28 protein-coding genes are annotated in these 25,488 nt (G+C 71.1%); 15 read left to right on the forward strand and 13 right to left on the reverse strand.

Annotated elements, in window-relative coordinates; translation table 11 throughout:
- Positions 1–87: 87 nt before the first annotated feature.
- On the forward strand, positions 88–708 hold the full coding sequence (locus tag ACIBK8_RS30570; RefSeq protein ID WP_006603963.1) for a DUF47 domain-containing protein: 621 nt from the start codon (positions 88–90) through the stop codon (positions 706–708).
- A gap of 9 nt (positions 709–717) precedes the next feature.
- Positions 718–1,716 carry an anion permease gene (locus ACIBK8_RS30575; protein ID WP_399045357.1) on the forward strand — a complete coding sequence of 333 codons (999 nt, stop codon included), beginning with the start codon at positions 718–720 and terminating at the stop codon, positions 1,714–1,716.
- 140 nt (positions 1,717–1,856) lie between these two features.
- Here the strand turns inward: ACIBK8_RS30575 and pstB are convergent, their stop codons facing one another.
- The 4 genes from pstB to pstS form a co-directional block, all read right to left on the reverse strand.
- Positions 1,857–2,633 (reverse strand): phosphate ABC transporter ATP-binding protein PstB, encoded by a 777-nt coding sequence (gene pstB, locus ACIBK8_RS30580; protein WP_399045359.1) that lies wholly within the window; start codon positions 2,631–2,633, stop codon positions 1,857–1,859.
- A 31-nt stretch (positions 2,634–2,664) separates the two neighbouring features.
- Positions 2,665–3,750 carry a phosphate ABC transporter permease PstA gene (gene pstA / locus ACIBK8_RS30585; protein ID WP_399045361.1) on the reverse strand — a complete coding sequence of 362 codons (1,086 nt, stop codon included), beginning with the start codon at positions 3,748–3,750 and terminating at the stop codon, positions 2,665–2,667.
- Entirely contained in the window at positions 3,750–4,745 is a 996-nt protein-coding gene (gene pstC, locus ACIBK8_RS30590) for a phosphate ABC transporter permease subunit PstC (protein ID WP_399045362.1), read from the reverse strand. Before pstC ends, pstA begins: the two co-directional genes overlap by 1 nt.
- A gap of 85 nt (positions 4,746–4,830) precedes the next feature.
- Complete coding sequence (gene pstS, locus ACIBK8_RS30595) at positions 4,831–5,955, reverse strand: phosphate ABC transporter substrate-binding protein PstS (RefSeq protein ID WP_399045364.1); 1,125 nt, start codon at positions 5,953–5,955, stop codon at positions 4,831–4,833.
- Positions 5,956–6,287: 332 nt separating this feature from the next.
- Here pstS and ACIBK8_RS30600 point away from each other — a divergent pair, with 332 nt between their 5' ends.
- On the forward strand, positions 6,288–7,475 hold the full coding sequence (locus ACIBK8_RS30600; protein WP_399045365.1) for an NlpC/P60 family protein: 1,188 nt from the start codon (positions 6,288–6,290) through the stop codon (positions 7,473–7,475).
- Between the two features lie 339 nt (positions 7,476–7,814).
- A complete protein-coding gene (locus ACIBK8_RS30605; protein ID WP_399045366.1) occupies positions 7,815–9,242 on the forward strand; it encodes a PP2C family protein-serine/threonine phosphatase in 1,428 nt (475 codons plus the stop codon).
- An 18-nt stretch (positions 9,243–9,260) separates the two neighbouring features.
- Here ACIBK8_RS30605 and ACIBK8_RS30610 read toward each other — a convergent pair whose 3' ends face one another.
- From ACIBK8_RS30610 to ACIBK8_RS30620, 3 genes are all read right to left on the reverse strand, one after another.
- Complete coding sequence (locus ACIBK8_RS30610) at positions 9,261–9,602, reverse strand: DUF2516 family protein (RefSeq protein WP_399045367.1); 342 nt, start codon at positions 9,600–9,602, stop codon at positions 9,261–9,263.
- A 103-nt stretch (positions 9,603–9,705) separates the two neighbouring features.
- Complete coding sequence (locus ACIBK8_RS30615; protein WP_399045369.1) at positions 9,706–10,353, reverse strand: hypothetical protein; 648 nt, start codon at positions 10,351–10,353, stop codon at positions 9,706–9,708.
- Entirely contained in the window at positions 10,337–10,840 is a 504-nt protein-coding gene (locus ACIBK8_RS30620) for a helix-turn-helix domain-containing protein (RefSeq protein ID WP_399045370.1), read from the reverse strand. Before ACIBK8_RS30620 ends, ACIBK8_RS30615 begins: the two co-directional genes overlap by 17 nt.
- A 142-nt stretch (positions 10,841–10,982) precedes the next feature.
- Between ACIBK8_RS30620 and ACIBK8_RS30625 the strand changes: the two genes are divergently transcribed.
- On the forward strand, positions 10,983–11,486 hold the full coding sequence (locus ACIBK8_RS30625) for an NUDIX domain-containing protein (protein WP_399045372.1): 504 nt from the start codon (positions 10,983–10,985) through the stop codon (positions 11,484–11,486).
- A gap of 104 nt (positions 11,487–11,590) precedes the next feature.
- Here the strand turns inward: ACIBK8_RS30625 and ACIBK8_RS30630 are convergent, their stop codons facing one another.
- Complete coding sequence (locus tag ACIBK8_RS30630) at positions 11,591–12,316, reverse strand: TetR/AcrR family transcriptional regulator (RefSeq protein WP_399045374.1); 726 nt, start codon at positions 12,314–12,316, stop codon at positions 11,591–11,593.
- Positions 12,317–12,438: 122 nt separating this feature from the next.
- On the opposite strand from ACIBK8_RS30630, the gene ACIBK8_RS30635 reads away from it, so the two are divergent.
- The 4 genes from ACIBK8_RS30635 (at position 12,439) to ACIBK8_RS30650 (ending at position 16,741) form a co-directional block, all read left to right on the forward strand.
- Positions 12,439–13,569, forward strand: a complete 1,131-nt coding sequence (locus tag ACIBK8_RS30635) for an FAD-dependent oxidoreductase (protein WP_399045375.1) — start codon at positions 12,439–12,441, stop codon at positions 13,567–13,569.
- A 52-nt stretch (positions 13,570–13,621) separates the two neighbouring features.
- Entirely contained in the window at positions 13,622–14,506 is an 885-nt protein-coding gene (locus ACIBK8_RS30640) for a GNAT family N-acetyltransferase (RefSeq protein ID WP_399045376.1), read from the forward strand.
- 338 nt (positions 14,507–14,844) lie between these two features.
- Positions 14,845–15,753: a zinc-binding dehydrogenase gene (locus ACIBK8_RS30645; RefSeq protein ID WP_399045378.1), complete on the forward strand. Its 909-nt coding sequence runs from the start codon at positions 14,845–14,847 to the stop codon at positions 15,751–15,753.
- 70 nt (positions 15,754–15,823) lie between these two features.
- Positions 15,824–16,741 carry a cupin domain-containing protein gene (locus ACIBK8_RS30650; protein WP_399045379.1) on the forward strand — a complete coding sequence of 306 codons (918 nt, stop codon included), beginning with the start codon at positions 15,824–15,826 and terminating at the stop codon, positions 16,739–16,741.
- Between the two features lie 175 nt (positions 16,742–16,916).
- On the opposite strand, the gene ACIBK8_RS30655 is transcribed toward ACIBK8_RS30650, so the two are convergent.
- Both ACIBK8_RS30655 and ACIBK8_RS30660 read right to left on the reverse strand, forming a co-directional pair.
- Positions 16,917–17,297 carry a winged helix-turn-helix domain-containing protein gene (locus ACIBK8_RS30655; protein ID WP_399045381.1) on the reverse strand — a complete coding sequence of 127 codons (381 nt, stop codon included), beginning with the start codon at positions 17,295–17,297 and terminating at the stop codon, positions 16,917–16,919.
- Entirely contained in the window at positions 17,294–17,809 is a 516-nt protein-coding gene (locus ACIBK8_RS30660) for a hypothetical protein (protein WP_399045383.1), read from the reverse strand. Before ACIBK8_RS30660 ends, ACIBK8_RS30655 begins: the two co-directional genes overlap by 4 nt.
- A 328-nt stretch (positions 17,810–18,137) precedes the next feature.
- Between ACIBK8_RS30660 and ACIBK8_RS30665 the strand changes: the two genes are divergently transcribed.
- From ACIBK8_RS30665 to ACIBK8_RS30685, 5 genes are all read left to right on the forward strand, one after another.
- Positions 18,138–19,145 carry an SDR family NAD(P)-dependent oxidoreductase gene (locus ACIBK8_RS30665; protein WP_399045385.1) on the forward strand — a complete coding sequence of 336 codons (1,008 nt, stop codon included), beginning with the start codon at positions 18,138–18,140 and terminating at the stop codon, positions 19,143–19,145.
- A 9-nt stretch (positions 19,146–19,154) separates the two neighbouring features.
- Positions 19,155–20,012, forward strand: a complete 858-nt coding sequence (locus ACIBK8_RS30670; protein WP_399045386.1) for a helix-turn-helix transcriptional regulator — start codon at positions 19,155–19,157, stop codon at positions 20,010–20,012.
- A gap of 85 nt (positions 20,013–20,097) precedes the next feature.
- Complete coding sequence (locus tag ACIBK8_RS30675; protein ID WP_399045388.1) at positions 20,098–20,856, forward strand: SDR family NAD(P)-dependent oxidoreductase; 759 nt, start codon at positions 20,098–20,100, stop codon at positions 20,854–20,856.
- A 142-nt stretch (positions 20,857–20,998) separates the two neighbouring features.
- The gene (locus tag ACIBK8_RS30680) at positions 20,999–21,985 is read left to right on the forward strand and encodes an aldo/keto reductase (RefSeq protein WP_399045390.1); all 987 of its coding nucleotides are present in this window, start codon (positions 20,999–21,001) and stop codon (positions 21,983–21,985) included.
- A gap of 66 nt (positions 21,986–22,051) precedes the next feature.
- A complete protein-coding gene (locus tag ACIBK8_RS30685) occupies positions 22,052–22,870 on the forward strand; it encodes a class I SAM-dependent methyltransferase (RefSeq protein ID WP_399045392.1) in 819 nt (272 codons plus the stop codon).
- A 23-nt stretch (positions 22,871–22,893) separates the two neighbouring features.
- Here the strand turns inward: ACIBK8_RS30685 and ACIBK8_RS30690 are convergent, their stop codons facing one another.
- A complete protein-coding gene (locus ACIBK8_RS30690) occupies positions 22,894–23,307 on the reverse strand; it encodes a VOC family protein (protein ID WP_399045393.1) in 414 nt (137 codons plus the stop codon).
- A gap of 117 nt (positions 23,308–23,424) precedes the next feature.
- Here ACIBK8_RS30690 and ACIBK8_RS30695 point away from each other — a divergent pair, with 117 nt between their 5' ends.
- A complete protein-coding gene (locus ACIBK8_RS30695; RefSeq protein WP_399045395.1) occupies positions 23,425–24,006 on the forward strand; it encodes a TetR/AcrR family transcriptional regulator in 582 nt (193 codons plus the stop codon).
- A 58-nt stretch (positions 24,007–24,064) separates the two neighbouring features.
- On the opposite strand, the gene ACIBK8_RS30700 is transcribed toward ACIBK8_RS30695, so the two are convergent.
- Positions 24,065–24,667, reverse strand: coding sequence for an NADPH-dependent FMN reductase (locus tag ACIBK8_RS30700; protein WP_399045397.1), 603 nt, complete (start codon positions 24,665–24,667; stop codon positions 24,065–24,067).
- A 125-nt stretch (positions 24,668–24,792) separates the two neighbouring features.
- Entirely contained in the window at positions 24,793–25,224 is a 432-nt protein-coding gene (locus ACIBK8_RS30705; RefSeq protein WP_399045398.1) for an ankyrin repeat domain-containing protein, read from the reverse strand.
- Positions 25,225–25,488: the final 264 nt, after the last annotated feature.

Genomic DNA, 25,488 nt, shown 5'->3' on the forward strand with positions numbered 1-25,488 from the left:
CGACACTGAAGGAATGCTGGTTAGCAGTGGCTGGATGATGCGCCTAGCATCAACTCGACCGAATCCGATGCACCCCGAGGATTTCACGTGCGCTTTCGTCTGACCCCCAGGGAGACGAGCTTCTACGACATGTTCGCTGCCTCTGCGGACAACATCGTCACGGGCTCGAAGCTCCTGATGGAACTGCTCGGGGCGGACGCCTCCGCGCGGGCAGAGATCGCCGAGAGGATGCGGGCGGCGGAGCACGCAGGTGACGACGCGACCCACGCGATCTTCCACCAACTGAACTCCTCCTTCATCACGCCGTTCGACCGCGAGGACATCTACAACCTCGCCTCGTCGCTCGACGACATCATGGACTTCATGGAAGAGGCCGTCGACCTGGTCGTCCTCTACAAGGTCGAGGAGCTGCCCAAGGGCGTCGACCAGCAGATCGAGGTGCTGGCGCGGGCGGCCGAGCTGACCGCCGAGGCGATGCCGAATCTGCGGACGATGTCGAACCTCACCGAGTACTGGATCGAGGTCAACCGCCTGGAGAACCAGGCCGACCAGATCCACCGCAAGCTGCTCGCCCACCTCTTCAACGGCAAGTACGACGCCATCGAGGTGCTCAAGCTCAAGCAGATCGTGGACATCCTGGAAGAGGCGGCCGACGCCTTCGAGCATGTGGCCAACACCGTCGAGACCATCGCGGTAAAGGAGTCCTGAGCCCCGGCCATGGACACCTTCGCGCTCATCGTGACCATCGCGGTCGCGCTCGGTTTCACGTATACCAACGGCTTCCACGACTCCGCGAACGCCATCGCGACCTCGGTTTCGACCCGCGCGCTGACGCCGCGGGCGGCGCTGGCGATGGCTGCCGTGATGAACCTCGCAGGTGCCTTCCTGGGCAGCGGGGTCGCCAAGACGGTCAGTGAAGGGCTGATCTCCACTCCCGAGGGCGACAAGGGGATGGGCATCCTGTTCGCCGCGCTGGTCGGCGCGGTGGTCTGGAACCTCGTCACCTGGTACTTCGGACTGCCATCCTCGTCCTCGCACGCACTGTTCGGCGGCATGGTCGGCGCGGCGCTCGCGGGGGGCACCGAGGTGATCTGGTCCGGGGTGATCGAGAAGGTCGTCCTGCCGATGTTCATCTCCCCGGTCATCGGCCTGGTGCTCGGCTATCTGGTGATGGTCGTCATCCTGTGGCTGTTCCGCAGGTCCAACCCGCACAAGGCGAAGCGCGGTTTCCGCATAGCGCAGACGGTCTCGGCGGCGGGCATGGCGCTCGGGCACGGTCTCCAGGACGCCCAGAAGACGATGGGCATCGTGGTGATGGCGCTGGTCATCGCCGATGTCCAGGACGCGAACGACGCGATCCCGATCTGGGTCAAGCTGGTCTGCGCGATCACCCTGTCGCTCGGTACGTACGCGGGTGGCTGGCGCATCATGCGGACCCTGGGCCGCCGGATCATCGAGCTGGACCCGCCGCAGGGCTTCGCCGCGGAGACCACGGCCGCCTCGGTCATGTACACCGCGTCGTTCATGTTCCACGCGCCGATCTCCACCACGCATGTCATCACCTCCGCGATCATGGGCGTGGGCTCGACCAAGGGTTCGCGCGCGGTGCGCTGGGGTGTCGCCAAGAACATCGTGATGGGCTGGTTCATCACCATGCCGGCGGCGGCGCTGGTCGCGGCGCTCGCGTACTGGGTCGTCCAGCTGGCGTTCGGCTAGCGGCCTGCCCCGCGCGAGCCGCGTTCGCTCAAGGAGAGGGCCCGTCCCACCGGGAAGGTGGGGCGGGCCCTTCGTCCTGCGGTGGCACCGCCATGCAGCACCGCAGGACGTGCGGGGCCGGGCCAGGGCCGGCGGGTGGCTCAGCCGAAGCGTCCGGAGATGTAGTCCTCGGTGGCCTGGACCGACGGGTTGGAGAAGATCCGCTCGGTCTCGTCGATCTCGACCAGCTTGCCGGGCTGTCCGACGGCGGCGAGGTTGAAGAACGCCGTGCGGTCCGACACCCGGGCCGCCTGCTGCATGTTGTGCGTCACGATGACGATCGTGAAGCGCTCCTTCAGCTCGCCGATCAGGTCCTCGACGGCGAGCGTGGAGATCGGGTCGAGCGCCGAGCAGGGCTCGTCCATCAGCAGCACCTGCGGTTCGACCGCGATGGCGCGGGCGATGCACAGCCGCTGCTGCTGGCCGCCGGAGAGGCCGGAGCCCGGCTTGTTCAGGCGGTCCTTGACCTCGTTCCAGAGGTTGGCGCCCTTGAGGGACTTCTCGACGATGTCCTTGAGGTCGCTCTTCTTGGCGGTGCCGTTGAGCCGCAGCCCCGCCGCGACGTTGTCGAAGATCGACATCGTGGGGAACGGGTTCGGACGCTGGAAGACCATGCCGACGGTGCGGCGGACCGCCACCGGGTCGACACCGGAGCCGTAGAGGTTCTCGTCGTCCAGCAGCACCTTGCCCTCGACACGGCCGCCGGGGGTGACCTCGTGCATGCGGTTCAGGGTGCGCAGGAAGGTCGACTTGCCGCAGCCGGACGGGCCGATGAAGGCGGTCACCGAGCGGGGCTCGACGCTCATGGAGATGTCGTCGATGGCCTTGTGGCTGCCGTAGTAGGCGGAAAGGCCGCTGACGTCGATTCGCTTGGCCATGGAGATCACTGCTTCTTTCGTTGCGCTGCGGTCAGCGGCCGGTTGAGGGGGCCTTCCAGCGGGCGATGCCGCGGGCCACCAGGTTGAGGACCATCACGAAGGCGATGAGGACCAGCGCCGCCGCCCATGCGCGGTCGTACGAGGCGTCGGAGCCCTGCTGCCACTGCTGGAAGACGTAGAGCGGCAGGGACTGCTGGGCGTCTTCGAAGGGGTTGTTGTTGATCGTCTTCGCGCCCCAGACCAGCAGCATCACGGGTGCGGTCTCGCCGGCGATGCGGGCGACGGCCAGCATCACGCCGGTGGTGATCCCGCCGATCGACGTCGGCAGGACGACCTTGAGGATGGTGCGCCACTTCGGGACGCCGAGGGCCAGCGACGCCTCGCGCAGCTCGTTGGGCACCAGCTTGAGCATCTCTTCGGTGGAGCGGACCACGACCGGCATCATCAGGATTGCCAGCGCCATCGAACCGGCGAACCCGGACGGGCCGAAGCCGAGGATCAGGATCCAGACGGAGAGCACGAACAGACCGGCCACGATGGACGGGATGCCGGTCATCACGTCGACGAAGAAGGTGACGGCCTTGGCGAGCTTGCCGCGGCCGTACTCGACGAGGTAGATCGCGGTGAACAGGCCGAGCGGCGCCGCGATCAGGGTGGCCAGGCCGACCTGCTCCAGGGTGCCGATGATCGCGTGGTAGATGCCGCCGCCGGGCAGCGCGTCAGGGACGGTGCCCATCGAGTGCGACAGGAAGTAGGGGGTGAGGACCTTGGTGCCGCGCGCGACGGTCTCCCACAGCAGGGAGGCCAGCGGGACCACGGCCAGCAGGAACGCGATCCAGACCAGGCTGGTGGCCAGCCGGTCCTTGGCCTGCCTGCGGCCTTCGACGGCGGTGGCCAGCGCGTAGGTGCCGGCGATGAAGAGCAGGGCGGCGATCAGGCCCCACTGGATCCGGCTCTCCAGGCCGGCCACCAGGCCGATGCCGACCGCGACCGCGACCGAGGCCAGCGCGATGACCGGCGGGCTCCAGCGGGGGAGCCTGGCCTGCTTGAGGGAGACCGGCAGCGGGGCGCCGGGCTGTCCGGCGAGCGGTCGCCGGTCCGTCATGACGTCGGTCATCACGAGTACTCCTTGCGCCGGGCGATGATCAGGCGGGCCGCGCCGTTGACCAGCAGCGTGATCACGAAGAGGACGAGGCCGGAGGCGATCAGCGCGTCCTGGCCGAAGGTGTCGGCCTCGCTGAACTTGGCGGCGATGTTCTGCGCGAAGGTGCCGCCGCCCGGGTCGAGCAGGCTGGTGTTGATCAGGAAGCTGGGCGAGAGGACCGTGGCGACGGCCATCGTCTCGCCGAGCGCGCGGCCCAGGCCGAGCATCGAGGCGCTGATGACGCCGGAGCGGCCGAAGGGGAGCACCGACATCCGGATGACTTCCCAGCGGGTGGCGCCGAGCGCCAGCGCGGCCTCCTCGTGCATCTTCGGCGCCTGGAGGAAGACCTCGCGGCTGACGCTGGTCACGATCGGCAGAATCATGATCGCGAGCAGGATGCCGACGGTGAACAGCGAGCGGGCGGCGCCGTCGCTGTAGCTGAAGATGCCGGTCCAGCCGAGGTAGTCGTCCAGCCAGCTGTAGAGGCCGGTCAGGTGCGGGACGAGGAACAGCGCGCCCCACAGGCCGTAGATGATGCTGGGCACCGCGGCGAGCAGGTCGATGACGTAGCCGAGCGGGGAGGCCAGCTTGCGCGGGGCGTAGTGCGAGATGAACAGCGCGATGCCGACGGCGACCGGAACCGCGATGACCATCGCGAGCACGGCGCTGACGACGGTGCCGAACGCCAGGACCGCGATGCCGAACTTCGGCTCGGCGCCGGTGGCGTTCCAGTCGAGCGTGGTGAAGAAGTTGGCGTGGTCGCCGGATATCGCGAGGACGGAGCGGTAGGTCAGGAACGCCGCTATCGCCGCCATGACCACCAGGAGGGTGATGCCGGATCCGCGGGAGAGCCCGAGGAAGATCCGGTCACCGGGGCGTACGGCCCTGCCGGAGATCGCGGAGGGTTCGGCGGCCGGCGGGGGTGGCAGCGGCGGGGCGTCGGGTGACGAAGGCGCTTGAGGGTTCATGGTTTCTCCGGTCTGCGGAGCCGGTGGGCTCCTGGCGCGGCGGTGCACCGGAAGGGCGGCGGCCCGGGGGCCGCCGCCCGGTTCGTCAGGCGAGCGTCGCGACGGTCTTGCGGACCTTGTCGGCGATCTCGGTGGGCAGCGGCGCGTAGCCCAGGTCCTTGAGCGCGGCCTGGCCGTCCTTGCCCGCGATGTAGGTGAGGAAGGACTTGGTGGCCGGCAGGGTGGCGGCCTTGTTGCCCTTGTCACAGGCGATCTCGTACGTCACCAGGGTGATCGGGTAGGCGCCCTCGGCCTTGGTGGCGTAGTTGAGCTGGAGGGCGAGGTCGTCGCCCTTGCCGATCTGCTTGGCCTCGGCGATGGCCTTGGAGGCGTTGTCGACGGTGGCGTCGACCGGGGCCTTGGCGCCAGTGTTGATCTTGACCGTGGGGATCTTGCCGGCCGTCGCGTACGACAGCTCGAAGTAGGAGATCGCGCCACTGGTCTGCTTGACCTGCGAGGAGACGCCGGCCGAGCCGGAGGCCGCCTGGCCGCCCTTGCCCTCCCAGGTCTTCGCGGGCTCGTGCTTCCAGGCGTCCGGGGCCGCGCCCTTGAGGTACTTGGTGAAGTTGTCGGTGGTGCCCGAGTCGTCGGAGCGGTGGAACGCCTGGATCTTGAGGTCGGGCAGCGAGGCGCCCGGGTTCAGCTTCTTGATCGCCGCGTCGTTCCAGTTGGTGATCTGCGAGTCGAAGATCTTGGCGAGGGTCGGGGCGTCGAGGACGAGGTTGTCCACGCCGGGGACGTTGTAGCCGACCGCGATCGGGCCGCCGACCATCGGGAGGTTGATCGCCTGGCCGCCCTTGCAGATCTTCTGCGACTTGGCGACCTCTTCGGGCTTGAGCGCCGAGTCGGATCCGGCGAAGGCCGTCTGGCCCTGGAGGAAGGTGGTGATGCCGGCGCCGGATCCGGTCGGCTGGTAGTTGATCTCGGTGTCCTTGCAGGCGCCCGCGTAGTTCTGCACCCAGACGTCCATGGCGTTCTTCTGCGCCGACGAGCCGGAGGCGCGCAGCTTGCCCTTGCCCTCGCACTTGATGCCGGCGGGGGCGGCGGAGGTGCCGGTGCCACCGGACGCGCTGGTGTCGTCGGAGCCGCACGCGGTCAGGGCCAGGGCACCGGAGACGGCGAGAGCGCCAACGGCGAGGGCGCGAACCCGGTTCTTGCGCTGAAGCTTCACTGTCGAGAGTTCCTTCCTGGGGCGCGCCGCTTCGTCGGCGTGCGGGGTGGGTCAGGAGTGTGCTGAGCCGAGTTGGCCGGGTGACGCCTTCCGTGACGGCCGTGACGCGCACTCGGTAAGGCTGAAATTAAGCAGATCAAGTGAAGCGGCCGATGGAGGAGAGTGAACGCAGGGTGAACCTCGGCCGTCAGCTGAGGGTGTCAGGTAGAGGCGCGCATCGGCGGGCCCGCAAGGGGAATCGCTCCGTCACTCTGTTGAATTACCGATCGGTATGGCAGCATCCGCGCCGGAAGCAACGGCGCGAATCGACGCGGACCGACCGGAGGTAACGGGTGGGGATCCAGGGGGCGGACAAGGTCGTACGGGGCGGACGGGACATGCGGGGCACGGCGGGCAGGGTCGCGGTCGGTACGGCCGTGGTGCTGTGCGCCACCGGACTGCTCGGCGGCATGGCGCCCGCGGCGTATGCGAGCGCGGGTGCGGCGGCCGACGGGCCGGGCGGCGGCCGTACGGCGAGCCGGTCGGGGTCGGCTGTGGACGGGGCGAAGGACGCCGCGAAGGACGGGGCGAAGGACGCCGCGGCCGACCGGCGGCTCGAAGAGGTCCACCGGAAGATCGAGGATCTCTACCGCAAGGCCGAACAGGCCACCGACGCCTACAACGGCGCCAAGGAGCAGGTCGAGATCCAGCAGAAGGAGATCGTCAAGCTCGCGCGGACCATCGACGGCACCCAGCGGAAGCTGGCCGCGCTCAAGCGGCAGGCCGGGATACTGGCCAGCGCGCAGTACCGCGGCGGCGGCATACCGGCCGAGGCCCGCCTGATGCTGGACGGCGACCCCGAGGGATTTCTCGACAACGCGACCCTGGCCCGTAAGGGAGCGCACGCGGCCAAGAGCGTCATCGGCCAACTCACCCGCCTCAAGGCCGACTTGCAGGGCTATGCCGACGCGGCGACGGACCGCTGGGAGCTTCTCGACGCGAACCGCGCGAAGAAGGAAAAGGCGCAGCGGGACATCAAGAAGAAGATCGGCGAGGCGAAGAAACTGGAATCCCGGCTCGCCGCAAAGGAAAAGGACCGGCTGAAAAAGCTGGAGGACGCGCAGGCCGTCGCCGAACAGCAGAAATGGCTGGACTCCGGCGTACTCGCGGAGATCAACAACAAGGCGTCGGGGGCCGGAAAGAAAGCCCTCGCCTTCGCGACGTCGCAGATCGGCAAGGATTACGTGTGGGGCGCCGTGGGCCCCGACACCTTCGACTGCTCGGGCCTGACACTGCGCGCCTGGCAGGCCGGCGGCACCACCATCCCGCGCACCTCGCAGGAGCAGTGGCGCCAACTGCCCAGGGTGGACGTGAAGGACATGCGGCCCGGCGACCTGATCATTTACTTCTCCGACGCCAGTCACGTCGGGATGTACATCGGCGACGGCGCCATCGTGCACGCCCCGCGTCCCGGCCGGCAGGTCACGATCGCGGGCGCGGGTTCGATGCCGATCCTGGGAGTCGTGCGGCCCGATAAATGACCGGATCGAGGCTTAAGAGCCGATCCGTAACTCCGGTGGGCCCGAGATGCCGTATGGCCCTTACCTGAGGGTTGCCGGACCGTCGCGCAATGCGGTCGGGCGGGGTGATGTTCGTCATTCGCTTTCCGCCCGCCCCAGGTCAAATGGCTTATGCGGTGCGGCATATGACGATGGCCGATTGCCGTCGGTCATTCCGTCCCCCTGGGGAGTGGCGCTATGGTCGCACTCTCAGTGCCCGGCGGCGCCCCGCTCGATGACCAGAGCGGCGCACGACCGGGCACGCTGGTGCGCCGGTCGGCGCGCCTGTGCACCCTCGGGGGGAGGGAAGGAAGCAGAGCCATGCCCGTACCCGCACCGCACCAGCGGACGGCCGTGCTGCCGCACCAGGCGGCGCCGGCGGACGACGCCTGCGCCGATGCCGTACGCGCGTGGAGCGCACCGGCGGCGGGGGACGCCATGGACCGGGGCGCGCTGGGCGGGCCGTGGGCCGCGGCGGACACGGCCTGCCGTGATCTTGCGCCCGACGTGGCGCAGCCGGCCACGCCCCCGGCCGCGGACAACGGATCGGGCCACGCCCTGACCCTGCTCCTCATCGGGGACGACCCCAACAGCACCGTTCCCGACATGTGGGACTGGGCGGGCCGCAAGCTGCGGCTGCGCACCGCCCGCAACCTCACCGAGGCGGCCCGGCTGCTCACCGACGACGTGCACTGCATCCTGCTCGACCTGGCACCGCCCGACGGCCCCGACCGGGCCGCCGCGGACGAGGCGGCGGACGGCGCGGGCCCCGACGACGAACTGGGCGCCCTGCGCGCCGTCCTGCGGATGGCCCCCGCGCACGCCGTCCTGGTGATGACGCCGGAGACGGACGCCGAGCGGGCCGCCGAGGCGGTACGGGTCGGCGCCCAGGACTACCTCTTCCGCGACGAGCTGGACGGCGCGGTGCTCAGCCGCGCGGTGCGCTACGCCGTCGAACGCAAACGCGCCGACCTCGCGCAGCGCCAGCTGACCGAATCGCGGCTGCGCGCCCAGGAGAACGCCCGCTTGGAGCGCGGGCTGCTGCCCACGCCGCTGCTGGAGGGCTCCGACCTGCGCTTCGCGGCCCGCTACCGTCCGGGCCGCAGCCGCGCGCTGCTCGGCGGCGACTTCTACGACACCGTGCGCACCGCCGACGGCACCGTGCACGCCATGATCGGCGACGTCTGCGGCCACGGCCCCGACGAGGCCGCGCTCGGCGTCGAACTCCGCATCGCCTGGCGCGCGTTGACCTTCGCGGGCCTGTGCGGCGACGAACTGCTCTCCACCCTCCAGAAGGTCCTGGAGCACGAACGCGCCGACGACGAGATCTTCGCGACGCTGTGCACCGTCGACATCTCGCCGGACGGCCGCCGCGCCGGGGTGTGCCTGGCAGGACACCCGGCGCCGCTGCTGGCCCGCGCGGGACTGCCGCCCCGGCTGCTCCCCTACGAGACGGGCGGCCCCGCGCTGGGGCTGCTGCCGCACGCCCGCTGGCCGCGCCGGCAGGTCGAACTCGGCGGTTCCTGGAGCCTGATGATGTACACCGACGGCCTGATCGAGGGCCACATCGGCGAGGGCAAGCAGCGGCTCGGCCAGGAAGGCATGGCCGCACTGGTCGGCCGTCGGATGGCCGCCGGGCTCACCGGCGAGGAACTGCTGGACGCCGCGATGACGGAGGTCCGTGACCTCAACGGCGGCGAGCTGACCGACGATGTCGCGGTACTGCTGCTGGACCGCAGGAAGGGCTGACCCCCACCCCGCGCCCGCTCACCGGCCGCCGTTGTAGGGGCCGTAAGGGCCGTCCGAGCTGGAGCCGCCGCGGCGCGGGCCCCCGCCGCCGGTGACCTGCTTGAGTGCCGGACGGACGTCGACGGTGTAGACGATCACCGCGATCACGCCGATGATCGGCAGGAACGACATCAGCGGCAGCAGGAACAGCAGCGCGGTGGCGATGACCAGGAAGATCAGCCACATGCCCTTGGTCTGCTTGCTCGCCGCGCGGTACGCGTCCTCGCGGCGCACGGCCGCGTCGATCAGCATCACGGCGGCGTAGACCCCCAGAGCCAGCTGCACCCAGCTCAGAATGCTCTGGAACCCGTAAATCAGCACGCTCTCCACCACCGTCTCGACTCGCAGTTACGCGGCCCACCGTACCCGGACAACGGGCCGGGCACCTGGAGTGTGCCCGGCCCGTACGCGGTCCGCCGTATCGTCACTGCGCCGGCGGCGGAGTGCTCTTCTTCGTGGCCGGCTTGCGCGGCGCGGCCTTCTTCGCCTCGGCGGGCTTCGCCGTCGGCTTCGGCACCGAGCCGTTGGCCGCGGGCTTCGTGGCGGCCTTGCCGTTCGCCTTGCTGCCCGCGGTTCCGTTCGCCGTGCCGTTCGCCTTCGGGACGGACTTCGGCTCGGTCTTCGGGGCCGGCTCGGGCTCGATCACGACGGCCAGCTCCTCGACCTGGTCGGCGGCCTCGCCGCGCCAGTTCTGCACCGCGCCCCGGCCGCGCTCGGCCAGCCCGTCGTACGTCTCACGGGCCCGCACCGCGTACTCGGCCGCCCGGCCGACGCCCTGGAGCGCCAGGCCCTGCGCCTGCTCGCGGATCTTCTTCAGGTCGGTGTCGAGCGTGCCCAGCAGGTCGGTGAGCTTGTCCTGCGCGTCCTTGGCCTGCTTGGCGAACCGCTCCTGGACCTCCTTGGGGTCCGTGGCGCGCACCGCCTCGAAGTGCTTGGGCGCCTCGGCCTTGATCTTCTCGACCAGGACCGGGACCTCGCCGAGCTTCTCGGCCGCCAGGTCGGCGGTGCCGGCGATGGCGTACAGCGGGGTCGGGTCGGTCAGGGTCTTGCGGAGGTCATCGGTGATGGCCATGACGTGGTTCCTCCTGCTGTCGGGACGTCGTGTGCTCAGGTGGCGTGGTGTGCGGGACGCCGTCGGCCTCTGCGGCGCGGGGCTCCGCGCCGCGCTCGCCGTCGTGCCCACTCTCGGTGCCGTCCGTGCCGCCGCTCCCGTGTCCGTTCTCCTTGCGGAACGACTCGTAGATCTGCAGCAGGACCTGCTTCTGCTTCTCGTTGAGCGCGGGGTCGGTGAGGATCGCGGTCTGCACCTCGACACCGTCGAGCCCCTGCCGCTCGTCGAGAATCCCGGCCTGCACGTACAGCGTCTCGGCGGAGATCCGCAGCGCCTTGGCCAGCTGCTGCAAGATCTCCGCGCTCGGCTTGCGCAGCCCGCGCTCGATCTGGCTGAGGTACGGGTTGGACACCCCCGCGGCATCCGCGAGCTGCCGCAGACTCAGCTGCGCGGTGCGCCGCTGTTCCCGCAGGAACTCTCCGAGGTTGCCGACGTTGAGTGAGGCCATGCCGCCATCGTGCAACAGCGTGCTAACTATTGCAAGCAAGTGCTTGCGGAAGTGTAGCGGTCGGGTGAGGCCCGGCCGCGGCGCGGCCTCCACGGGGCCCCGAGAAGCGGTGTTGTCAGTGGGCCCTGCCAGGGTGTGCGTCGTGGACGAACTGGTGGAGCGTGTCGACGACCAAGATCGTGTACTGGGGGTGGCGGTCAGCCGCCGGCAGGCCATCCGGGAGGGTTGGCTGCACCGGGTCGCCGTGACGGTGTGTCGTGATGAGCATGGGCGGATCCTCGTTCACCGGCGGTCGGAGCAGCTGTCGCGCTTCCCCGGGCTCTACGAGGTCGTGGTCGGTGGCGCCGTGGATGTCGGTGAGTCCTATGAACAGGCCGCCGCGCGAGAGCTGGCCGAAGAGCTGGGCATTCGTGTGCTGCCGCGCCTGCTGTTCACGTTCCTCAACCGCAGCGGTTTGAGCCCTCACTGGCTCGGCGTGCACGAAGCCGTGGTGCCGGACGCCGTGGCCGCCGATGCTGATGAGGTCGCCTGGCATGGCTGGCTGACCGAGCCGGAACTGCGGTCGGCCCTGCTGGAGTGGCGCTTCACCCCCGACAGCCACGAAGCCTTCAGCCGGTATCTCGCGTTCCGGACCGCGCAGTCCTGACCTTGCCCGCTTCTCGGGCCGGGGCGCTTGCATGCGGCCAACTTGCCTGCAAGCTCAGCTGCGGCGCGGTGACACACGCCACCGAAGGGGCGGCCTCGCCCGGCTCAGGTGGCGGGCGGGGTGTCCAGCTGTCCGCCGGGCAGATGGAGGGCGGTGATGCCGGTGAGGACGAGGTCGATGCCGGTGAGGAACTGTTCGTGGTCGTCGTGGTCGCGCATCTGGTCGGCGACGGCGCGGGTGAACGGGTAGGCGTCGGGGTCGAGTTCTTGCCATGCCGTCGACGCGGTGTCGAGGAACTCGCTGCGGTTCGTGTGGAGCTTGCCGACGCGGGCGTTCGCGGCGTTCTGGCCGGCCGCGCCGAGGATGTAGTGCACCAGCGCCGAGGCCGCCGTGAACCAGCTGCCCTCGGGTACGCCGAGCGCGCGGACCTGCCGGCCGATGCTCTCGAAGAGTCGCGGCGTCACCGACCCCCAGGGGTTGCGGGAGAGCTGCACGGCGAGCTGCGGGGCGAGCCACGGGTGCTGCTCGATCGCGGTGAACAGGCCGAGCGCGACGGCACGGATCCCGTCCTGCGGTGAGTCAGGGGGTTCGGTGGGCCCGCTGGTCAGGGCGGTGGTGACGACGGCTTCGGTGGCGGCGCCGAGCAGCTCGTCCTTGTTCGCCACGTGCCAGTAGATCGCGCCGGGCCCGGTGGCGAGGCGTTCGGTCAGTGCCCGGAAGGTCAGTCCGCTCTCGCCCGCCGCGTCGAGCAGTTCGACGGCGGCCTCGACGATGCGCTCGCGGGAGAGCGCTTCCGTGCGCCGCTGTGACCGGCGTGTCCGCGTTGCCATGCGACCCATCTTGACACGCCTGGAGCGCTGTTCCAGTCTGGTACGCCGTTCCATGATTGGAATGGCGTACCAGAGAGGCCGGCCGGATCTCACCGGGCGGCCTCGATCCCGAAGGAGCCACGATGCGCACTCCCGTCACGATCATCGGCGCCGGACTCGGCGGCCTCACGCTCGCCCGCGTCCTGCACGTCGCCGGAATACCGGCCACCGTCTACGAAGCGGAGCGCTCGCCGATGGCGCGCAACCAGGGCGGCATGCTCGACATCCACGACTACAACGGGCAGCTCGCCATCGCGGCGGCCGGTCTGGTGGACGAGTTCCGCGGCATCGTCCTGGAGGGCCGCCAAGCCATGCGGATCCTCGACCGGGACGGGACCGTCCTGTTCGAGAAGGCCGACGACGGCACGGGCGGACGCCCCGAGGTGCAGCGCGGCGAGCTGCGGCAGATGCTGCTCGACTCGCTCCCGGACGGCACCGTGCGGTGGGGGCACAAGGTCAGCGGCGTCCGCGCACTCGGCGACGGCCGTCACGAGGTGGCCTTCGCCGACGGCACCACCGTCGACGCGGACCTGCTGGTCGGCGCCGACGGTGCGTGGTCACGGGTCCGGCCGCTGCTCTCCGCCGCCACACCCGAGTACACCGGTACGTCGTTCGTCGAGATCTACCTCTTCGACGCCGACACCCGGCACCCCGCCGCTGCGAAAGCGGTCGGCGGCGGGTCGCTGATGGCGCCCGCGTCGGGCAAGGAGATCCATGCGCACCGGGAAAGCGGCGACACCCTGCACACCTATGTGTCGCTCACCGAGTCGCCGGACTGGTTCGCCGCCATCGATTTCACCGATGCCGCCGCGGCCACCGCGCGGATCGCGCGGGAATTCGACGGCTGGGCCCCGGAGTTGACCGCGCTGATCACCGACGGCGACACCGCGCCGGTCCTGCGCCCCCATCACGCCCTGCCGATCGAGCACCGGTGGGAGCGGGTGCCGGGGGTGACCCTGCTCGGCGACGCCGCCCACCTTTCGGCCCCGAACGGTGAAGGCGCCAACCTGGCCATGCTCGACGGCGCCGAACTCGGCAAGGCCATCGCCGCGCACCCCGACGACGTCGAGGCCGCGCTCGGCGCGTATGAGCAGGACATGTTCCCCCGTAGCGCCGCGGTCGCCGCCGATGGCCTCCTCCACTACGAGGAGTCCTTCGCCGCCAACTTGCCCCAGGCCCTGGTCGACATGTTCACCGGGCACGAGCAGGACTGATGCGTCACTCGTCGGGCGAGTCCACGAGCCACCGCGAGGGGAACCATGAAGCATGCGACCGGATGGCTGGCAACTCACCGAAGACCTCGACGACTTCCTCGCCGGAGCCGGAGACTTCCTGCGCTCACGGCCCGCCCTGCACAACACGCCGCTGACGACGATCGAGAGACTGCGGACGTGCGGGGCGGACGCGTACGGCGCCGGGGCCACCGTCTTCGGTCGGCTGGAGCGGGCGGGTGAGGTCCGCGCCGCCTTCTACCGCCTTCCGTCCCGCGGCCTGACCCTCACCCCCCTCACCGCCGGGCAGGCCGACACCCTCGCCGCCCGCCTGGCCGCCCTCGGGCACTCCCTTCCCTACGTCAGCGCGGACCACGGCACCGCCACCGCGTTCGCCGGGGCGTGGCAGCGGCGCACCGGCGCAGTGCCGACGCTCAGCAAGCGGATCCGGCTGTACCGGCTCGGCGCGCTCACCCCGCCGCAGCCGCTTCCGGAGGGCCGGGGGCGGGTCGCGGGCGAGCGGGACCATGAGCAACTCGTGCGCTGGTGCAGCGAGTTCTGCGCTGCCGTCGGAGAGGTCCCCGCCGGTTCCTGGGCCGGATCGCGCTTCGCCGACCGGCACTTCACGTTCTGGGAGACGCCGGACGGCACTCCCGTCTCCATGGCGGCCGTGACCTCGATGGTCGCCGGCATGGTCCGGGTGGATCCCGTCCACACCCCGGCTCACCTCCGGGGGCGTGGCTACGCGGGCGCCGTGACGGCCGAGGTGAGCCGGGCCGCACTGGCCGCGGGCGCGACGGACGTGGTGCTGTACGCGGACCCCGCCAACGCCACCAGCAACGCCCTCTACCAGCGCATCGGATACGTCCCGGTCACCGAATGCTCCGTGTACGACTTCTCAACGGGCGGGCGGTCAGCGGGCGGTCGGCCGCCTGCCTGACCTCCGGCGTCAGAGGCGTTGACCGTACTGCGGGACGACTCGCCGGAGCGGTCTGCGTCAGCCGCTCGGTCCGGCCGGTACACGTTGCGCATCCGAACGACGAAGGAGCGCAACGGACTTGGACAACCGGCCGGGCGGCGTCCGCGGCTACGCCTCGATGCTCTTGGCCCGCTCATCGCACTGACACAGATCGTCAACTGATTGATTCTCACGGGTCTGGTCGCTGTCCCGGTCCTGCGTAGGGTTTTCAAGGAGACGGCAGTGCGGCAGGTGCGCACTCGATCCGCCGCGGCGCCGAGTGTTCAGGCGCACCCACGAGAGAAGGAAACACCCCCCTTATGCGCGCCCTTGTGGTCGATCACAGTGAGGCCGGACCCGTCCGGTTCGCCGATGTCGATGAGCCCGTACCGTCCGCCGGTGAGGCGCTGGTGGAGATACGGCACATCGGTCTCAACTTCGGAGAGCTGAATTACGTGGATCAGTGGCCGGCCGGCGCTGTGCACGGTCACGACGCGGCCGGCGTCGTGGTGCGCGCCGCGTCCGACGGCTCGGGGCCGCCCGAAGGTACGCGCGTCGCCGTGGGAATGGCTCCCCACGCGTGGGCGGAGCGGGTGGCGGTCAGCCCCGCATCGCTCGGCACCGTCCCCGAGGGCGTGGGCCTGGCCGACGCCGCCGCGCTGGGGATCGCCGGAGTCACCCCCTTCCGGGTGCTGCGCACGCGTTCCCTGCTGGCGCGCAACGTTCTGATCACCGGCGCCAGCGGGGGCGTGGGGCACTTCGCCGTCCAGCTGGCGGCGCTGGCGGGCGCCCGGGTGACGGCACTCGTCGGTTCGCCGGAGAGGGCCGCCGGACTCCGTGAACTCGGCGCCGACAAGGTCCTGACCGACTTGGCCGAGACCGGGGACCGGTTCGACCTCGTCCTGGACACGGTCGGCGGACCACTGGTGGCCCAGGCCTGGAGTTCCCTCGCCGAGGGCGGCACCATCCACCTGGTCGGTTACTCATCGGGGCAGGAATCCACGTTCCCGTCAGGGACTTTGTTCGGCTTCGGCGAGCCCCGCAGCATCGCCACCTACGGCGACATGACGCCGACCAGCGGGGAGTTGACGGACCTGCTGGGCCTCATGGCCGCCGGGAGGCTCTCGGCACCGGTCGGACTGCGAGGCGACTGGCGGGACGTGGACGACGCCGTCCAGGCGCTGTTCGCGCGGAAGGTGCACGGAAAGGCCGTTCTTGACGTGGCCTGACGCTGTGGACGAGGACACCTGCGCCTCGTCCGCCGGTGGGCGGTTCGCCGTGGGGGACGAGAATGGACCCATGGATGTGCTGGCGGAGGTCTTGCGTGTTTCGGGTGCGCGCGGGGCGCTCGGGGTCATGCTGAAGGCCGGAGGAACCTGGGGCCTGCGGCTGGACTCCGCTCCAGGAGCGGCACTGCACGTGGTGTCCCGCGGCACCATGTGGCTCCACGTCCCAGGCGAGAAACCTCTTCAGGTGCAGGCCGGAGACGCCGTCCTGGTGTCGCCGGGCACCGCACACGGGATAGCCGGCGGCGCCGGCGTGACGATGGGTTCCTGCGACCGTGAAGCGGCGGCCCGGTCTTTCGGCGATGGCCGAGCCCTGCGTCTGGGCTCGGCGCCGGTGCAGACGGAAGTGATCGTGCTGCGCTACGAGCAGGACCCGGAGGTGCGCACACCGGTGCTTACCTCCCTCGCTCGGCCGATGCACGTCACAGCCCGGGAGAACGCGCAGCTCAGAAGGACCGTCGAACTTCTCGCTGCGGAGCTCGCACAGCCGCAGATCGGCACCACCGCCGCCGTCAACAGCATCATCGACCTTCTGCTCGTCCAGTTCGTACGCGCCTGGCTGGCCCGCCACCCGCAGGAGCAGTCCGGCTCATGGCTGGGAGCGATGCGTGATCCGGTCGTGCGCGACGCTCTGGCGTGTGTCCACGCCCAACCGGAACACCCCTGGACCACACAGACCCTGGCCGCTGCGACGAGCGTCTCCCGGGCGACGCTGTCAAGACGTTTCCGGTCCGCCCTCGGACAGACGCCGGGCGCGTACGTGACGCAGTGGCGCATCGACCTGGCGTCCGTCCGGCTCCGCGATACCGATGAGCCGGTCGAGTCGATCTCCGGCGCGGTCGGATACGGCTCTCCGCACGCTTTCAGCCGTGCCTTCAGACGTTCCCGAGGCACGGCCCCTGGCGAGTACCGTTCTCGACTTCGCAAGTGATCCGCCCTCAGGGCTGGTGCGCTCGCGTGTTGCGATGTCGCGTATTCCTCGTTTTCCTCGCTCTGCCGCGCTGTGGCGGGACGCCGATCTCCCGCAGGCGGCACGACGTCGAAGTCGAGCACCTCCTACGTCCCCCCTCCCGGGTGCTGAAGGGGGCCACTTCGTGATCCATTCCTTAGTGCGGAACGGAGCCGGACGGCGGCCCGTCGCGTCCGGTGCGTACGCGGGCGCCGGCGTCCTGGGCCGCGGTGGCGATGTTCTGGAGTGCGGCGAGGTGGCGGGTCAGCGCGTCGTGGCCTTCGGGGGTGAGGGAGAGCCAGGTCCGGGGGCGCTTGCCGACGTAGCCCTTGCGGATGTCGACGTACCCGGCGGCCTCCAGCGCGGACGCGGTCTTGCTGAGGACCGAGTCGGACACCTGGCAGCAGTCGCGCACCGCCGCGAACTCCGCTTCGTCACAGGCGGAGAGGAAGGCCGCGACGGCCAGGCGGGTGGGGTGGTGGATCGTGTCGTCGAGCGCGGGCCCGACCGGCTCCGGCGTACCGGGTCCGGTGGTCATGCCAGGTCCCGCAGCTGCTGCTTGATCGTGGCGTTGCGCCACAGGCGCGCCGCCCAGACGCCGATGGCCGCGACGAAGGACACGACGACACGGGTGGTGGGCTCGTCGGCCCCGAGCTGCCAACACGCCAGCAAGGCCAGGCCGAAGGCCGCGACGAGGGCGATGACCGGGACGCGGTTCCGCATCACGCGCGCGCCCCAGGGTTCCGTCACCATGACCCCGCTGCCGCGTCGGCCCGCGCGGACGAGTACGCAGACCGCCACCAGCCCGGCGAGCGACAGCAGGAGCGAGAGCAGCGCCGCGGCGCCCTTGCCGTCGCCCCAGATGTCACCGGCCCTGGGGAGGATCAGGACCGCCGCGGCCGTGGGCCCGAACCAGGCGGGGGTGAGGCGGGCCCGGAGCGCGGCGCGGGTGCGGGCGGTGTCGACGTCCTGGAGGGCGCTCGCCGCGCTGTCGGCCGACGGGGCGGTGGCGTACGGGCCGCCGTCGGGGGTGTTCTCCTGTGCCGGCATGGAGCGCTCCTGGTGTTGCCGTGGGTGCGACCGGTCATTCCTGACCGCTTGTGTGGTCGGCTGCGCGGGCCGGGCTTCGTGACCGGCTCACGCTCGTCATCCTGGCATATATTTTCCACACTGGAAAGTAGTTTCCTGGGGGGGTGTGTTGTGTGCCCGGGGGAGGGACGCGCGGGCGGGTGTCGGATCGTTGTCGGCGGTGGGGTGCGGGTGTCGGCGTGGTGTCGGCGGGGGCTGGGACGTTGTGGGTGCGGCGGGAGTCGTCCCGTGGGGCGGTCCCCGCCGTGGAACGTGGGAGTGCAGGTACGCCGAGCGCGAGGAGACCGCCATGACCGTCGCCGACCAGGGCAGCCCGTGGGACGTCCACCGGCTGCCGCCGGCCGAGGGCAAGAAGTTCCTGGTCACCGGGGGTAATGCGGGGATCGGGTACTTCGTCGCCGAGCAGCTCGCGGGTACCGGGGCCACCGTCGTGCTCGGCAGCAGGAACGCCGTGAAGGCCGCCGCCGCCATGGACGCGATCCGCGCCCGCGTCCCCGGCGCGCGGCTGCGCCACCTCCCGCTGGACCTCGCCGATCTGCCGTCCCTGGAGGGCTCCGTGGACGCACTCGGCCCCGGCGGTCTCGACGCCGTCGTCCACAACGCGGGGGTGCTGCTCGACGATCCGCGGCGCAGCGAGACCCCGGACGGGCACGAGGCGATGTTCGCCACCAACCACCTCGGCCACTTCGCGCTGACCCGGTGGCTGATGCCGCTGCTGTCCGCCGCGCCCGGCAGCCGCGTCGTCACCACCGGCAGCTTCGCCGCCAGGTCCGTCCGGCTGGACCTCGACGACCTCCAGAGCACCCGCGACTACCGGCCGAAGGACACCTACGCGCGCTCGAAGCTGGCGCAGATGCTCTTCGGCTTCGCGCTCGACCGCCGGCTGCGGGCGGCCGGCGCCACGACGCTGAGCGTGGTGACCCATCCCGGCGGCGCGCTGGACTCCCTGACCCCCGACCGCCCGCGGGTACGGGAGCGGACCACCGGCGAGCGGCTGCGCGGCGCGCCCGCAGGTCTGCTGCTCCAGGGCAAGGAAGCCGCCGCGTGGCCCGCCGTGCGGGCGGTGCTCGACCCGTCCGTGCGCGGCGGGCAGATGTGGGGCCCCCGGGTGTTCGGACTGCGCGGTGCGCCCAGGCCCGAAGCCGTACGGGGGCACTTCGCCGATGCCGCGGTCGGGGAGCGGCTGTGGGACGTCAGTGCCGAACTGGCCGGTGTGGACGGGGATTTCGGTATCGGGCGGGGGAGCGGCGGGCGTCCGGAACGCGGCGGTGCGGGCCCGGGTGGCGGGATTTCCTAGCATGGCGGCATGGACATCTCACGGCTCCCGGCAGCCGCACGGCAGCGCCGCAGCTCCGAAATACGTGCCTTCCTGCGCTCCCGGCGGGCCCGACTGACACCCGCCGACGTCGGCATGCCGGCCGGTGCCGGGCGGCGTACGCCGGGGCTGCGCCGCGAGGAGGTGGCGGTGCTCGCCGGGGTCGGGGTCTCCTGGTACACGTGGCTCGAACAGGGCCGGGACATCAACGTCTCGGCCGACGTGCTGGACGCCGTCGCCCGGGTGCTGCGGCTCGACGACGCCGAGCGGGCGCACCTGTACCTGCTGTCCGGGCTCAACCCGCCGCCGTCGCCGCCGAAGGACCAGGACGTGCCGGACGGCCTCCGGCGGGTGATCGACGGCTGGCTGCCGCGCCCCGCGTACGTCGTCGACCGGCACTGGAACCTGGTCGCCGTCAACCGCGCCGCCCGGCTGGTCTTCGGGTACGGCGACACCGACCACAACTGCCTGGTGACCTTCTTCACCAGCGCCCGCTACCGCGCCGCGCTCTGCCACTGGGAGGACGCGGCACGGCAGGTCGCCGGGCAGTTCCGCGCGGACGCCGCCCGCTACCCCGACGACCCGGAGTTCGGCAGGCTGGCCGCCGACATGTGCGCGGCCAGCCCGGCGTTCGCCGAGATCTGGGCCGAACATCCGGTCGGCAGCGCGACGCAGGGCATCAAGGCCCTCAACCACCCCGAGGCCGGTGAGCTGGTCTTCGACTACACCTCGCTGCCGGTGCCCGAACTGCCGGGACACCGGCTGCTGTTGCACACCCCGGCGCCGGACAGCCGGACCGCGGAACGGCTCGCGGCGCTCCAGGGCACGCCGGAGGCGGCGGCCCGCTGACCGGCCGGGGCCCCAAGGTGGTGGTGGCAGACCCAGGTTCAGCCGGCACTGCCGCGGGCGGGCGCGGCGGCCCAGGATCGTCGGCATGAAGCGATTCACGAACAAGACGGCCCTGATCACCGGCGGCACCAGCGGCATGGGACTTGCCACCGCACGGCGACTCCTCGACGAAGGCGCGTACGTCGCCATCACCGGCCGCGACCAGGCACGCCTGGACGCCGCCGCCACCCGGCTCGACACCGCGCCCGGACGGGTGCTCACGGTCCGCGCCGACGTGGCGTCGCGGGCCGACCTCGACCACCTCATGCGGCAGATCGAGACCTGGCGCGGCCACCTGGACGTGGTGTTCGCCAACGCGGGCACCGGCGTCTTCAAGCCGAGCGCCGAGATCACCGAGGACGACTTCGACCACATCGTGGACGTCGACTTCAAGGGCGTCTTCTTCACCTTCCAGACCGCGCTGCCGCTGCTGCGGGACGGCGGCGCCCTCGTCGTCAACGCCTCCTGGACGCTGTACCGCGGGCTGCCCATCGCCTCCGTCTACTCCGCGAGCAAGGCGGCGGTGCACAACCTCGCACGGACCCTGGGGTCCGAACTCGCGCCGCGCGGCATCCGGGTCAACTCGGTGAGCCCCGGCTACATCGACACGGAGATGTACCGGGACGCCAACCCCGACCCGGACGCCGAGGCCCGCAACGCCGCCGAGGTCCCGCTCGGCGCGCTCGGCCACGCCGACGACGTCGCGGCGGCCGTCGCGTTCCTGGCGTCCGACGACGCCGCGTACATCACGGGGCAGGACCTGGTCATCGACGGTGGCCTCGTCGGCTCGGTGCCCGCCGCGTGACGGGCGGTGGCCGAAAGGCAGGTCAACCCGGCCGTTGTGGACCGGTGTTGACTTGGAGCGCACTCGAACTTCTATCGTCACAAAGGCGGCGTCGGGGCGAGCCCCGACGCCGCGGCAGCACATCGCACCAGGAGGTAGCAGGATGACGGGGATGCCTACGCGTCGGCTCGGTGAGCTGGCGGTCTCGGCCCAGGGCCTGGGATGCATGGGAATGAGCCACGGCTACGGCGCGGCGGACGACGAGCAGTCGATCGCGACGATCCACCGGGCGCTCGACCTCGGCGTGCGCCTGCTGGACACCTCCGACTTCTACGGCGCGGGCCACAACGAGGAGTTGATCGGCCGGGCCGTCGCGGGGCGGCGCGACGAGGCGGTCATCGCGACCAAGTTCGGCTTCGTCAACCGGATCGGCGAACCGGCCGCCGTCCGCGGCGACGCGGCCTACGTACGGCAGGCGTGCGAGGCGTCGCTGCGCCGGCTCGGGGTCGACCACATCGACCTCTACTACCAGCACCGCGTCGACCCGCAGGTGCCGATCGAGGAGACGGTCGGCGCGATGGCCGAACTGGTCGCCGCGGGCAAGGTGCGCCATCTCGGGCTGTCCGAAGCGGGCGCGGAGACCGTGCGGCGGGCGCACGCGGTGCATCCGATCACGGCGCTCCAGAGCGAGTGGTCGCTGTGGACCCGGGACCTGGAGGAGACCATCGCGCCGGTCTGCCGGGAGCTCGGCATCGGCCTGGTGCCGTTCTCGCCCCTCGGCCGCGGCTTCCTGACCGGGCGTTACACCTCGCTCGACGGGCTCCCGGACTCCGACCTGCGGCGCACCCAGCCGCGGTTCGCCGACGGGAACCTCGAACAGAACCTGGCGATCGTGGAGAAGCTGACGGAACTCGCCGCCGACAAGGGCGTATCGGCCGGGCAGCTCGCGCTGGCCTGGGTGCAGCACCGCGGCGACGACGTGGTGCCGATCCCCGGCACCCGCCGCCAGAAGTACCTGGAGGAGAACATCGGCGCGCTGCGCGTGGAGCTGACGGACATCGAACTGGCCGCCATCGACGCGGCGGCCCCGGCGGGCCAGATCGCCGGCACCCGGTACGACGCGGGCAGCATGACGCTCGTGGAGGGGTGAGCCCCGGCGCCCGCCGGTGCGACGGAAACGGCTGTGCGCGGGGGCGGTGGCTCCTACGCTCAGGGGGTGACGACGGTTCCGGAAGACTTTCTGCGGGCGTTCCATGCCGCACACCCGGCGGTGACCGCACGGGCGATGGCCCGCGGCCTGGCCGCCGACGGCCGCTCCAGCTACGAGATCCTGCGGGACGCCGTGACCGGCCGCCGCCGGGTGCTGGACCTCGGCTGCGGCGACGGGCTGCTCCTGGAACTGCTGGCCGCCGACCCCGGCAGGGAACTCGCCGGAATCGACCTGTCCGCCGATGAGCTGGCCCTGGCCAGGCGCCGTCCCGGGGTGGCGGCGGCGGACTTGCGGGTCGGCCGGGCACAGCAACTCCCTTTTGCTGACGGGCAGTTCGACGGATGCGTCACGCACATGGCGCTGATGCTGATGGACGAGGCCGAGCGGGTCGCCGCCGAGCTGGCGCGGGTGCTGGAGCCTGGCGGCACCCTGGCCGCGGTGATCGGGGGCGGGCCCGCGGGCGGCGAGGCGTACGAGCTGTTCCTGCGGCTGGCCAGGCCGCTGTTCGACGCGGCGCCTGCCGCCCGCCGGATCCCCCGGCTCGGCGACCGGCGGCTGCGCACCCCGGAGGGCTTCGACGAGATCTTCGGCCCGGCCGGCTTCGGGCCCGTGCGGTGGGAGAGCGTACGGATCGATCTGACCGGGCCGCCCGACCTGGTGTGGCGGACGGTCGGCGGGATCTACGACATCGGGCCGCTCGACCCCGCGGTCACCGCGGGGCTGCGGGCCCGCTTCGCGGCGGAGGCGGTGGCAACGGCGCTGCCGGACGGGCGGGTTCCGTGCGCGATGACGGTACGGGTGGCCACGGCACGGCGGCTCGGCTGAGGGCCGGGACCGGCGGGCGGGGGTCAGAGGCCCTGTGCCGCCAGCCACTGCGGGTCCGGATCGATGGTCTGGAGCACCTCGATGAGGATGCCTTCCGGGCCCCAGACGTTGAACCTGCGCTGGCCCCAGGGCTCGTCCCGCAGCGGCTCGGCGATCTCCACACCCGCGGCGCGCAGCGTCGCCTCCTCCGCCGCCGCGTCCGCCACCTGGAAGCCGAGGCAGAGGCCCGCGGTGTCCTGGGTGCGGAAGCCGTCCGGCATGGCGGGGTGGCCGCGCTGCACAAAGTCGAGGACGTAGGACGGGTGCGCGTCGTGGTGCAGGCTCGCGTACCAGTCGAGTTCGGCGACGGGGGTGAAGCCGAAGTGCTCGGTGTAGAAGCGGGCGCTCGCCGCGACGTCGTCGCTGAGCACGGCCACGCCGAGTTTCTGGAATTGCATGGGGTCTCCCTGTGTGCGGTGCGTCGGCGGTGCATCCGCCGAGCCAACCACTCCAGACATAGTGCTATGCCTGGAGTGGTTGGTGTGAGTGGGCAAGGCTTTCGGGAGGAGATCCGGATGGTGCGTAACCCTGAGCGGCGGGCGGCACTGGTCGACGCCGCCATCGACGTCCTGGCGCGCGAGGGTGCGCGCGGGCTGACGTTCCGGGCGGTCGACGCCGCGGCGGAGGTGCCCCACGGCACGGCGTCCAACTACTTCGCGGGACGTGACGAGTTGCTGGCCCAGGTGACCGGGCGGATCCACCGGAGCATCGCGCCCGACCCGGCGGAGGTCACCGAGGTGATGAAGGCGCCGCCGAGCCGCGAACTGGTGGCGGAGCTGATGCGGTGGATCAACCGGCGGGTCACCGAACACCGCACCGGCTACCTCGCGATGCTGGAGCTGCGCCTGGAGGCGACCCGGCGCCCCGAGCTGCGCGCGGAGCTGACCCGGGCCGTCCGCGAGACGCTCGACGACGACATCCGCTTCCACCTGGAGGGCGGGCTGCCGGGTGACCGCACCGCCGTGGTGCTCATCTATCTCGCGATGACGGGGCTGATGCTGGAGCAGCTGACACTGCCGGGTGTGGTGCCGGACGAGGAGACGGACGGGCTGGTCAGTGCGCTTGTGGAGCGGGCGATCGGGGTGGATGCGGAGTAGGCGGAGCGGTGGGTGCGGCTGGGCCCCGCCAGGCAGACACCGCTTCGGACTTGCTCGTCTACGCGCCGTACGGGCGCAGTGTGCGGGCCTCGCGGAGGGCCAGGGCCCACCAGGTCAGCTGGCCGAGCAGGGTGTCGGCGGCGCGGGTCGCGGCCTCCGGCTCGTGCAGCCGGCCTTCTTCGTCGAAGAGGTTCCAGGCGAGCGGGAAGCTGACCGTCTCGCGCACCGTGGTGGCGTGCAACTCCGCGAAGACCAGCCGCAGTTGCTCGATGGCGCGCAGGCCGCCGGAGATGCCGCCGTACGAGATGAAGCCGACGGGCTTGGCGTGCCACTGGGGGTTGAGCATGTCGATGGCGTGCTTGAGCGGGGCGGGGAAGGAGTGGTTGTACTCCGGGGTGAGCACCACGAAGGCGTCCGCCGCCTCGACGCGCTCGGAGAATGCCGTGAACTCCTTGCTGCCGTGCCGGAGTTCGTAGGGGCGGACGGTGTCGAGGTCGATGACGTCGAGGTCGATGTGCGTGTGGGTGGCGACGTGCTGGGCGAACCAGTTCGCGATGACCGGGGCGAAGCGGCCCTCACGGGTGCTGCCGATGATCACGGCGAGGGTGTAGCGGTGGGTGGTTGTGGTTGTGGTTGTGGTTGCGGGTGTGTGCTCGGACATGCGGGGGCCCCTCGGAACGGGACGGCGGGGTTGCCGTCGGAACCAGACGCTAGGACCTCGATCAAGGTTGAGGTCAACTGTGGCTGGTCGGTGCCTGTCCCGTTCCGGGGGCGCGGCCGGTGGGGCTACTCGGCGCCGAAGAGCTTGAGCAGGTCGGTCTTCTGGAACATGCGGGCCGTGTCGATCGCCGACGGGGTGCCTGCGGCGGGGTCGGCGCCGTGTGCCAGCAGGGTCTTGACGACCTCGTCCTCGCCCTTGAAGACCGCGCCGGCCAGGGGGGTCTGGCCGCGGTCGTTGGCGCGGTCGGCGTCGGCGCCGCGCTGCAGGAGGGCCTCGGCGGTCGCGGCGTGGCCGTGGTACGCGGCCAGCATCACCAGCGAATCGCCCCTGTCGTTCGTCAGGTTCGCCGGGACGCCGGCGTCGATGTAGGCGGCGATGGTGTCGGTGTCGCCGTGGCGTGCCAGCTCGAACACCTTGGCCGCCAGTTGCAGCACCTCGGGGTCGTGCGCGTGCTCGGTTGCCTCGGGCCCCTGCGGCTCGGTATTCGCGTCGCTCATGATCGCCGGCCTCCTGCTGTGGTGGTGGTGTCTTCGCCACTGTATGGGGGCGGGGGCGGTCGCGTGGTGTCTGTGGGTGGGGTGGGTCGGAGGGGCCGCACCGGGTCGTCTCCTCGACGCATGTGCCCTCGGCTACGTGTCAAGAAGCTGCCGGCATGGGCACCTGTCGCTGCGGGGACGACCCGGTACAGCCCCTCCGACCCACCCGGTCTCGTCGACGGCCGTCCGCCGGTGGGGCGTTCCCTTCGCCTCGCCCTTCGGGCC

It is taken from the genome of Streptomyces sp. NPDC050161 (genome assembly GCF_044460025.1).
In the GTDB taxonomy this organism is placed as follows: Bacteria; Actinomycetota; Actinomycetes; order Streptomycetales; family Streptomycetaceae; genus Streptomyces.

Bases quoted from the DNA above. Each gene is read 5' to 3' on its own strand.
- ACIBK8_RS30630 (WP_399045374.1), bottom strand. From the start codon at position 12,316: ATGGCAACGCGGACACGCCGGTCACAGCGGCGCACGGAAGCGCTCTCC.
- ACIBK8_RS30620 (WP_399045370.1), bottom strand. From the start codon at position 10,840: ATGGCCTCACTCAACGTCGGCAACCTCGGAGAGTTCCTGCGGGAACAG.
- ACIBK8_RS30670 (WP_399045386.1), top strand. From the start codon at position 19,155: ATGGACATCTCACGGCTCCCGGCAGCCGCACGGCAGCGCCGCAGCTCC.
- ACIBK8_RS30645 (WP_399045378.1), top strand. From the start codon at position 14,845: ATGCGCGCCCTTGTGGTCGATCACAGTGAGGCCGGACCCGTCCGGTTC.
- pstA (WP_399045361.1), bottom strand. From the start codon at position 3,750: ATGACCGACGTCATGACGGACCGGCGACCGCTCGCCGGACAGCCCGGC.
- ACIBK8_RS30660 (WP_399045383.1), bottom strand. From the start codon at position 17,809: ATGCCGGCACAGGAGAACACCCCCGACGGCGGCCCGTACGCCACCGCC.
- ACIBK8_RS30640 (WP_399045376.1), top strand. From the start codon at position 13,622: ATGCGACCGGATGGCTGGCAACTCACCGAAGACCTCGACGACTTCCTC.
- ACIBK8_RS30695 (WP_399045395.1), top strand. From the start codon at position 23,425: ATGGTGCGTAACCCTGAGCGGCGGGCGGCACTGGTCGACGCCGCCATC.
- ACIBK8_RS30575 (WP_399045357.1), top strand. From the start codon at position 718: ATGGACACCTTCGCGCTCATCGTGACCATCGCGGTCGCGCTCGGTTTC.
- ACIBK8_RS30705 (WP_399045398.1), bottom strand. From the start codon at position 25,224: ATGAGCGACGCGAATACCGAGCCGCAGGGGCCCGAGGCAACCGAGCAC.
- ACIBK8_RS30700 (WP_399045397.1), bottom strand. From the start codon at position 24,667: ATGTCCGAGCACACACCCGCAACCACAACCACAACCACAACCACCCAC.
- ACIBK8_RS30655 (WP_399045381.1), bottom strand. From the start codon at position 17,297: ATGACCACCGGACCCGGTACGCCGGAGCCGGTCGGGCCCGCGCTCGAC.
- ACIBK8_RS30635 (WP_399045375.1), top strand. From the start codon at position 12,439: ATGCGCACTCCCGTCACGATCATCGGCGCCGGACTCGGCGGCCTCACG.
- ACIBK8_RS30605 (WP_399045366.1), top strand. From the start codon at position 7,815: ATGCCCGTACCCGCACCGCACCAGCGGACGGCCGTGCTGCCGCACCAG.
- ACIBK8_RS30675 (WP_399045388.1), top strand. From the start codon at position 20,098: ATGAAGCGATTCACGAACAAGACGGCCCTGATCACCGGCGGCACCAGC.
- pstC (WP_399045362.1), bottom strand. From the start codon at position 4,745: ATGAACCCTCAAGCGCCTTCGTCACCCGACGCCCCGCCGCTGCCACCC.
- ACIBK8_RS30690 (WP_399045393.1), bottom strand. From the start codon at position 23,307: ATGCAATTCCAGAAACTCGGCGTGGCCGTGCTCAGCGACGACGTCGCG.
- ACIBK8_RS30665 (WP_399045385.1), top strand. From the start codon at position 18,138: ATGACCGTCGCCGACCAGGGCAGCCCGTGGGACGTCCACCGGCTGCCG.
- ACIBK8_RS30680 (WP_399045390.1), top strand. From the start codon at position 20,999: ATGACGGGGATGCCTACGCGTCGGCTCGGTGAGCTGGCGGTCTCGGCC.
- pstB (WP_399045359.1), bottom strand. From the start codon at position 2,633: ATGGCCAAGCGAATCGACGTCAGCGGCCTTTCCGCCTACTACGGCAGC.
- ACIBK8_RS30650 (WP_399045379.1), top strand. From the start codon at position 15,824: ATGGATGTGCTGGCGGAGGTCTTGCGTGTTTCGGGTGCGCGCGGGGCG.
- ACIBK8_RS30615 (WP_399045369.1), bottom strand. From the start codon at position 10,353: ATGGCCATCACCGATGACCTCCGCAAGACCCTGACCGACCCGACCCCG.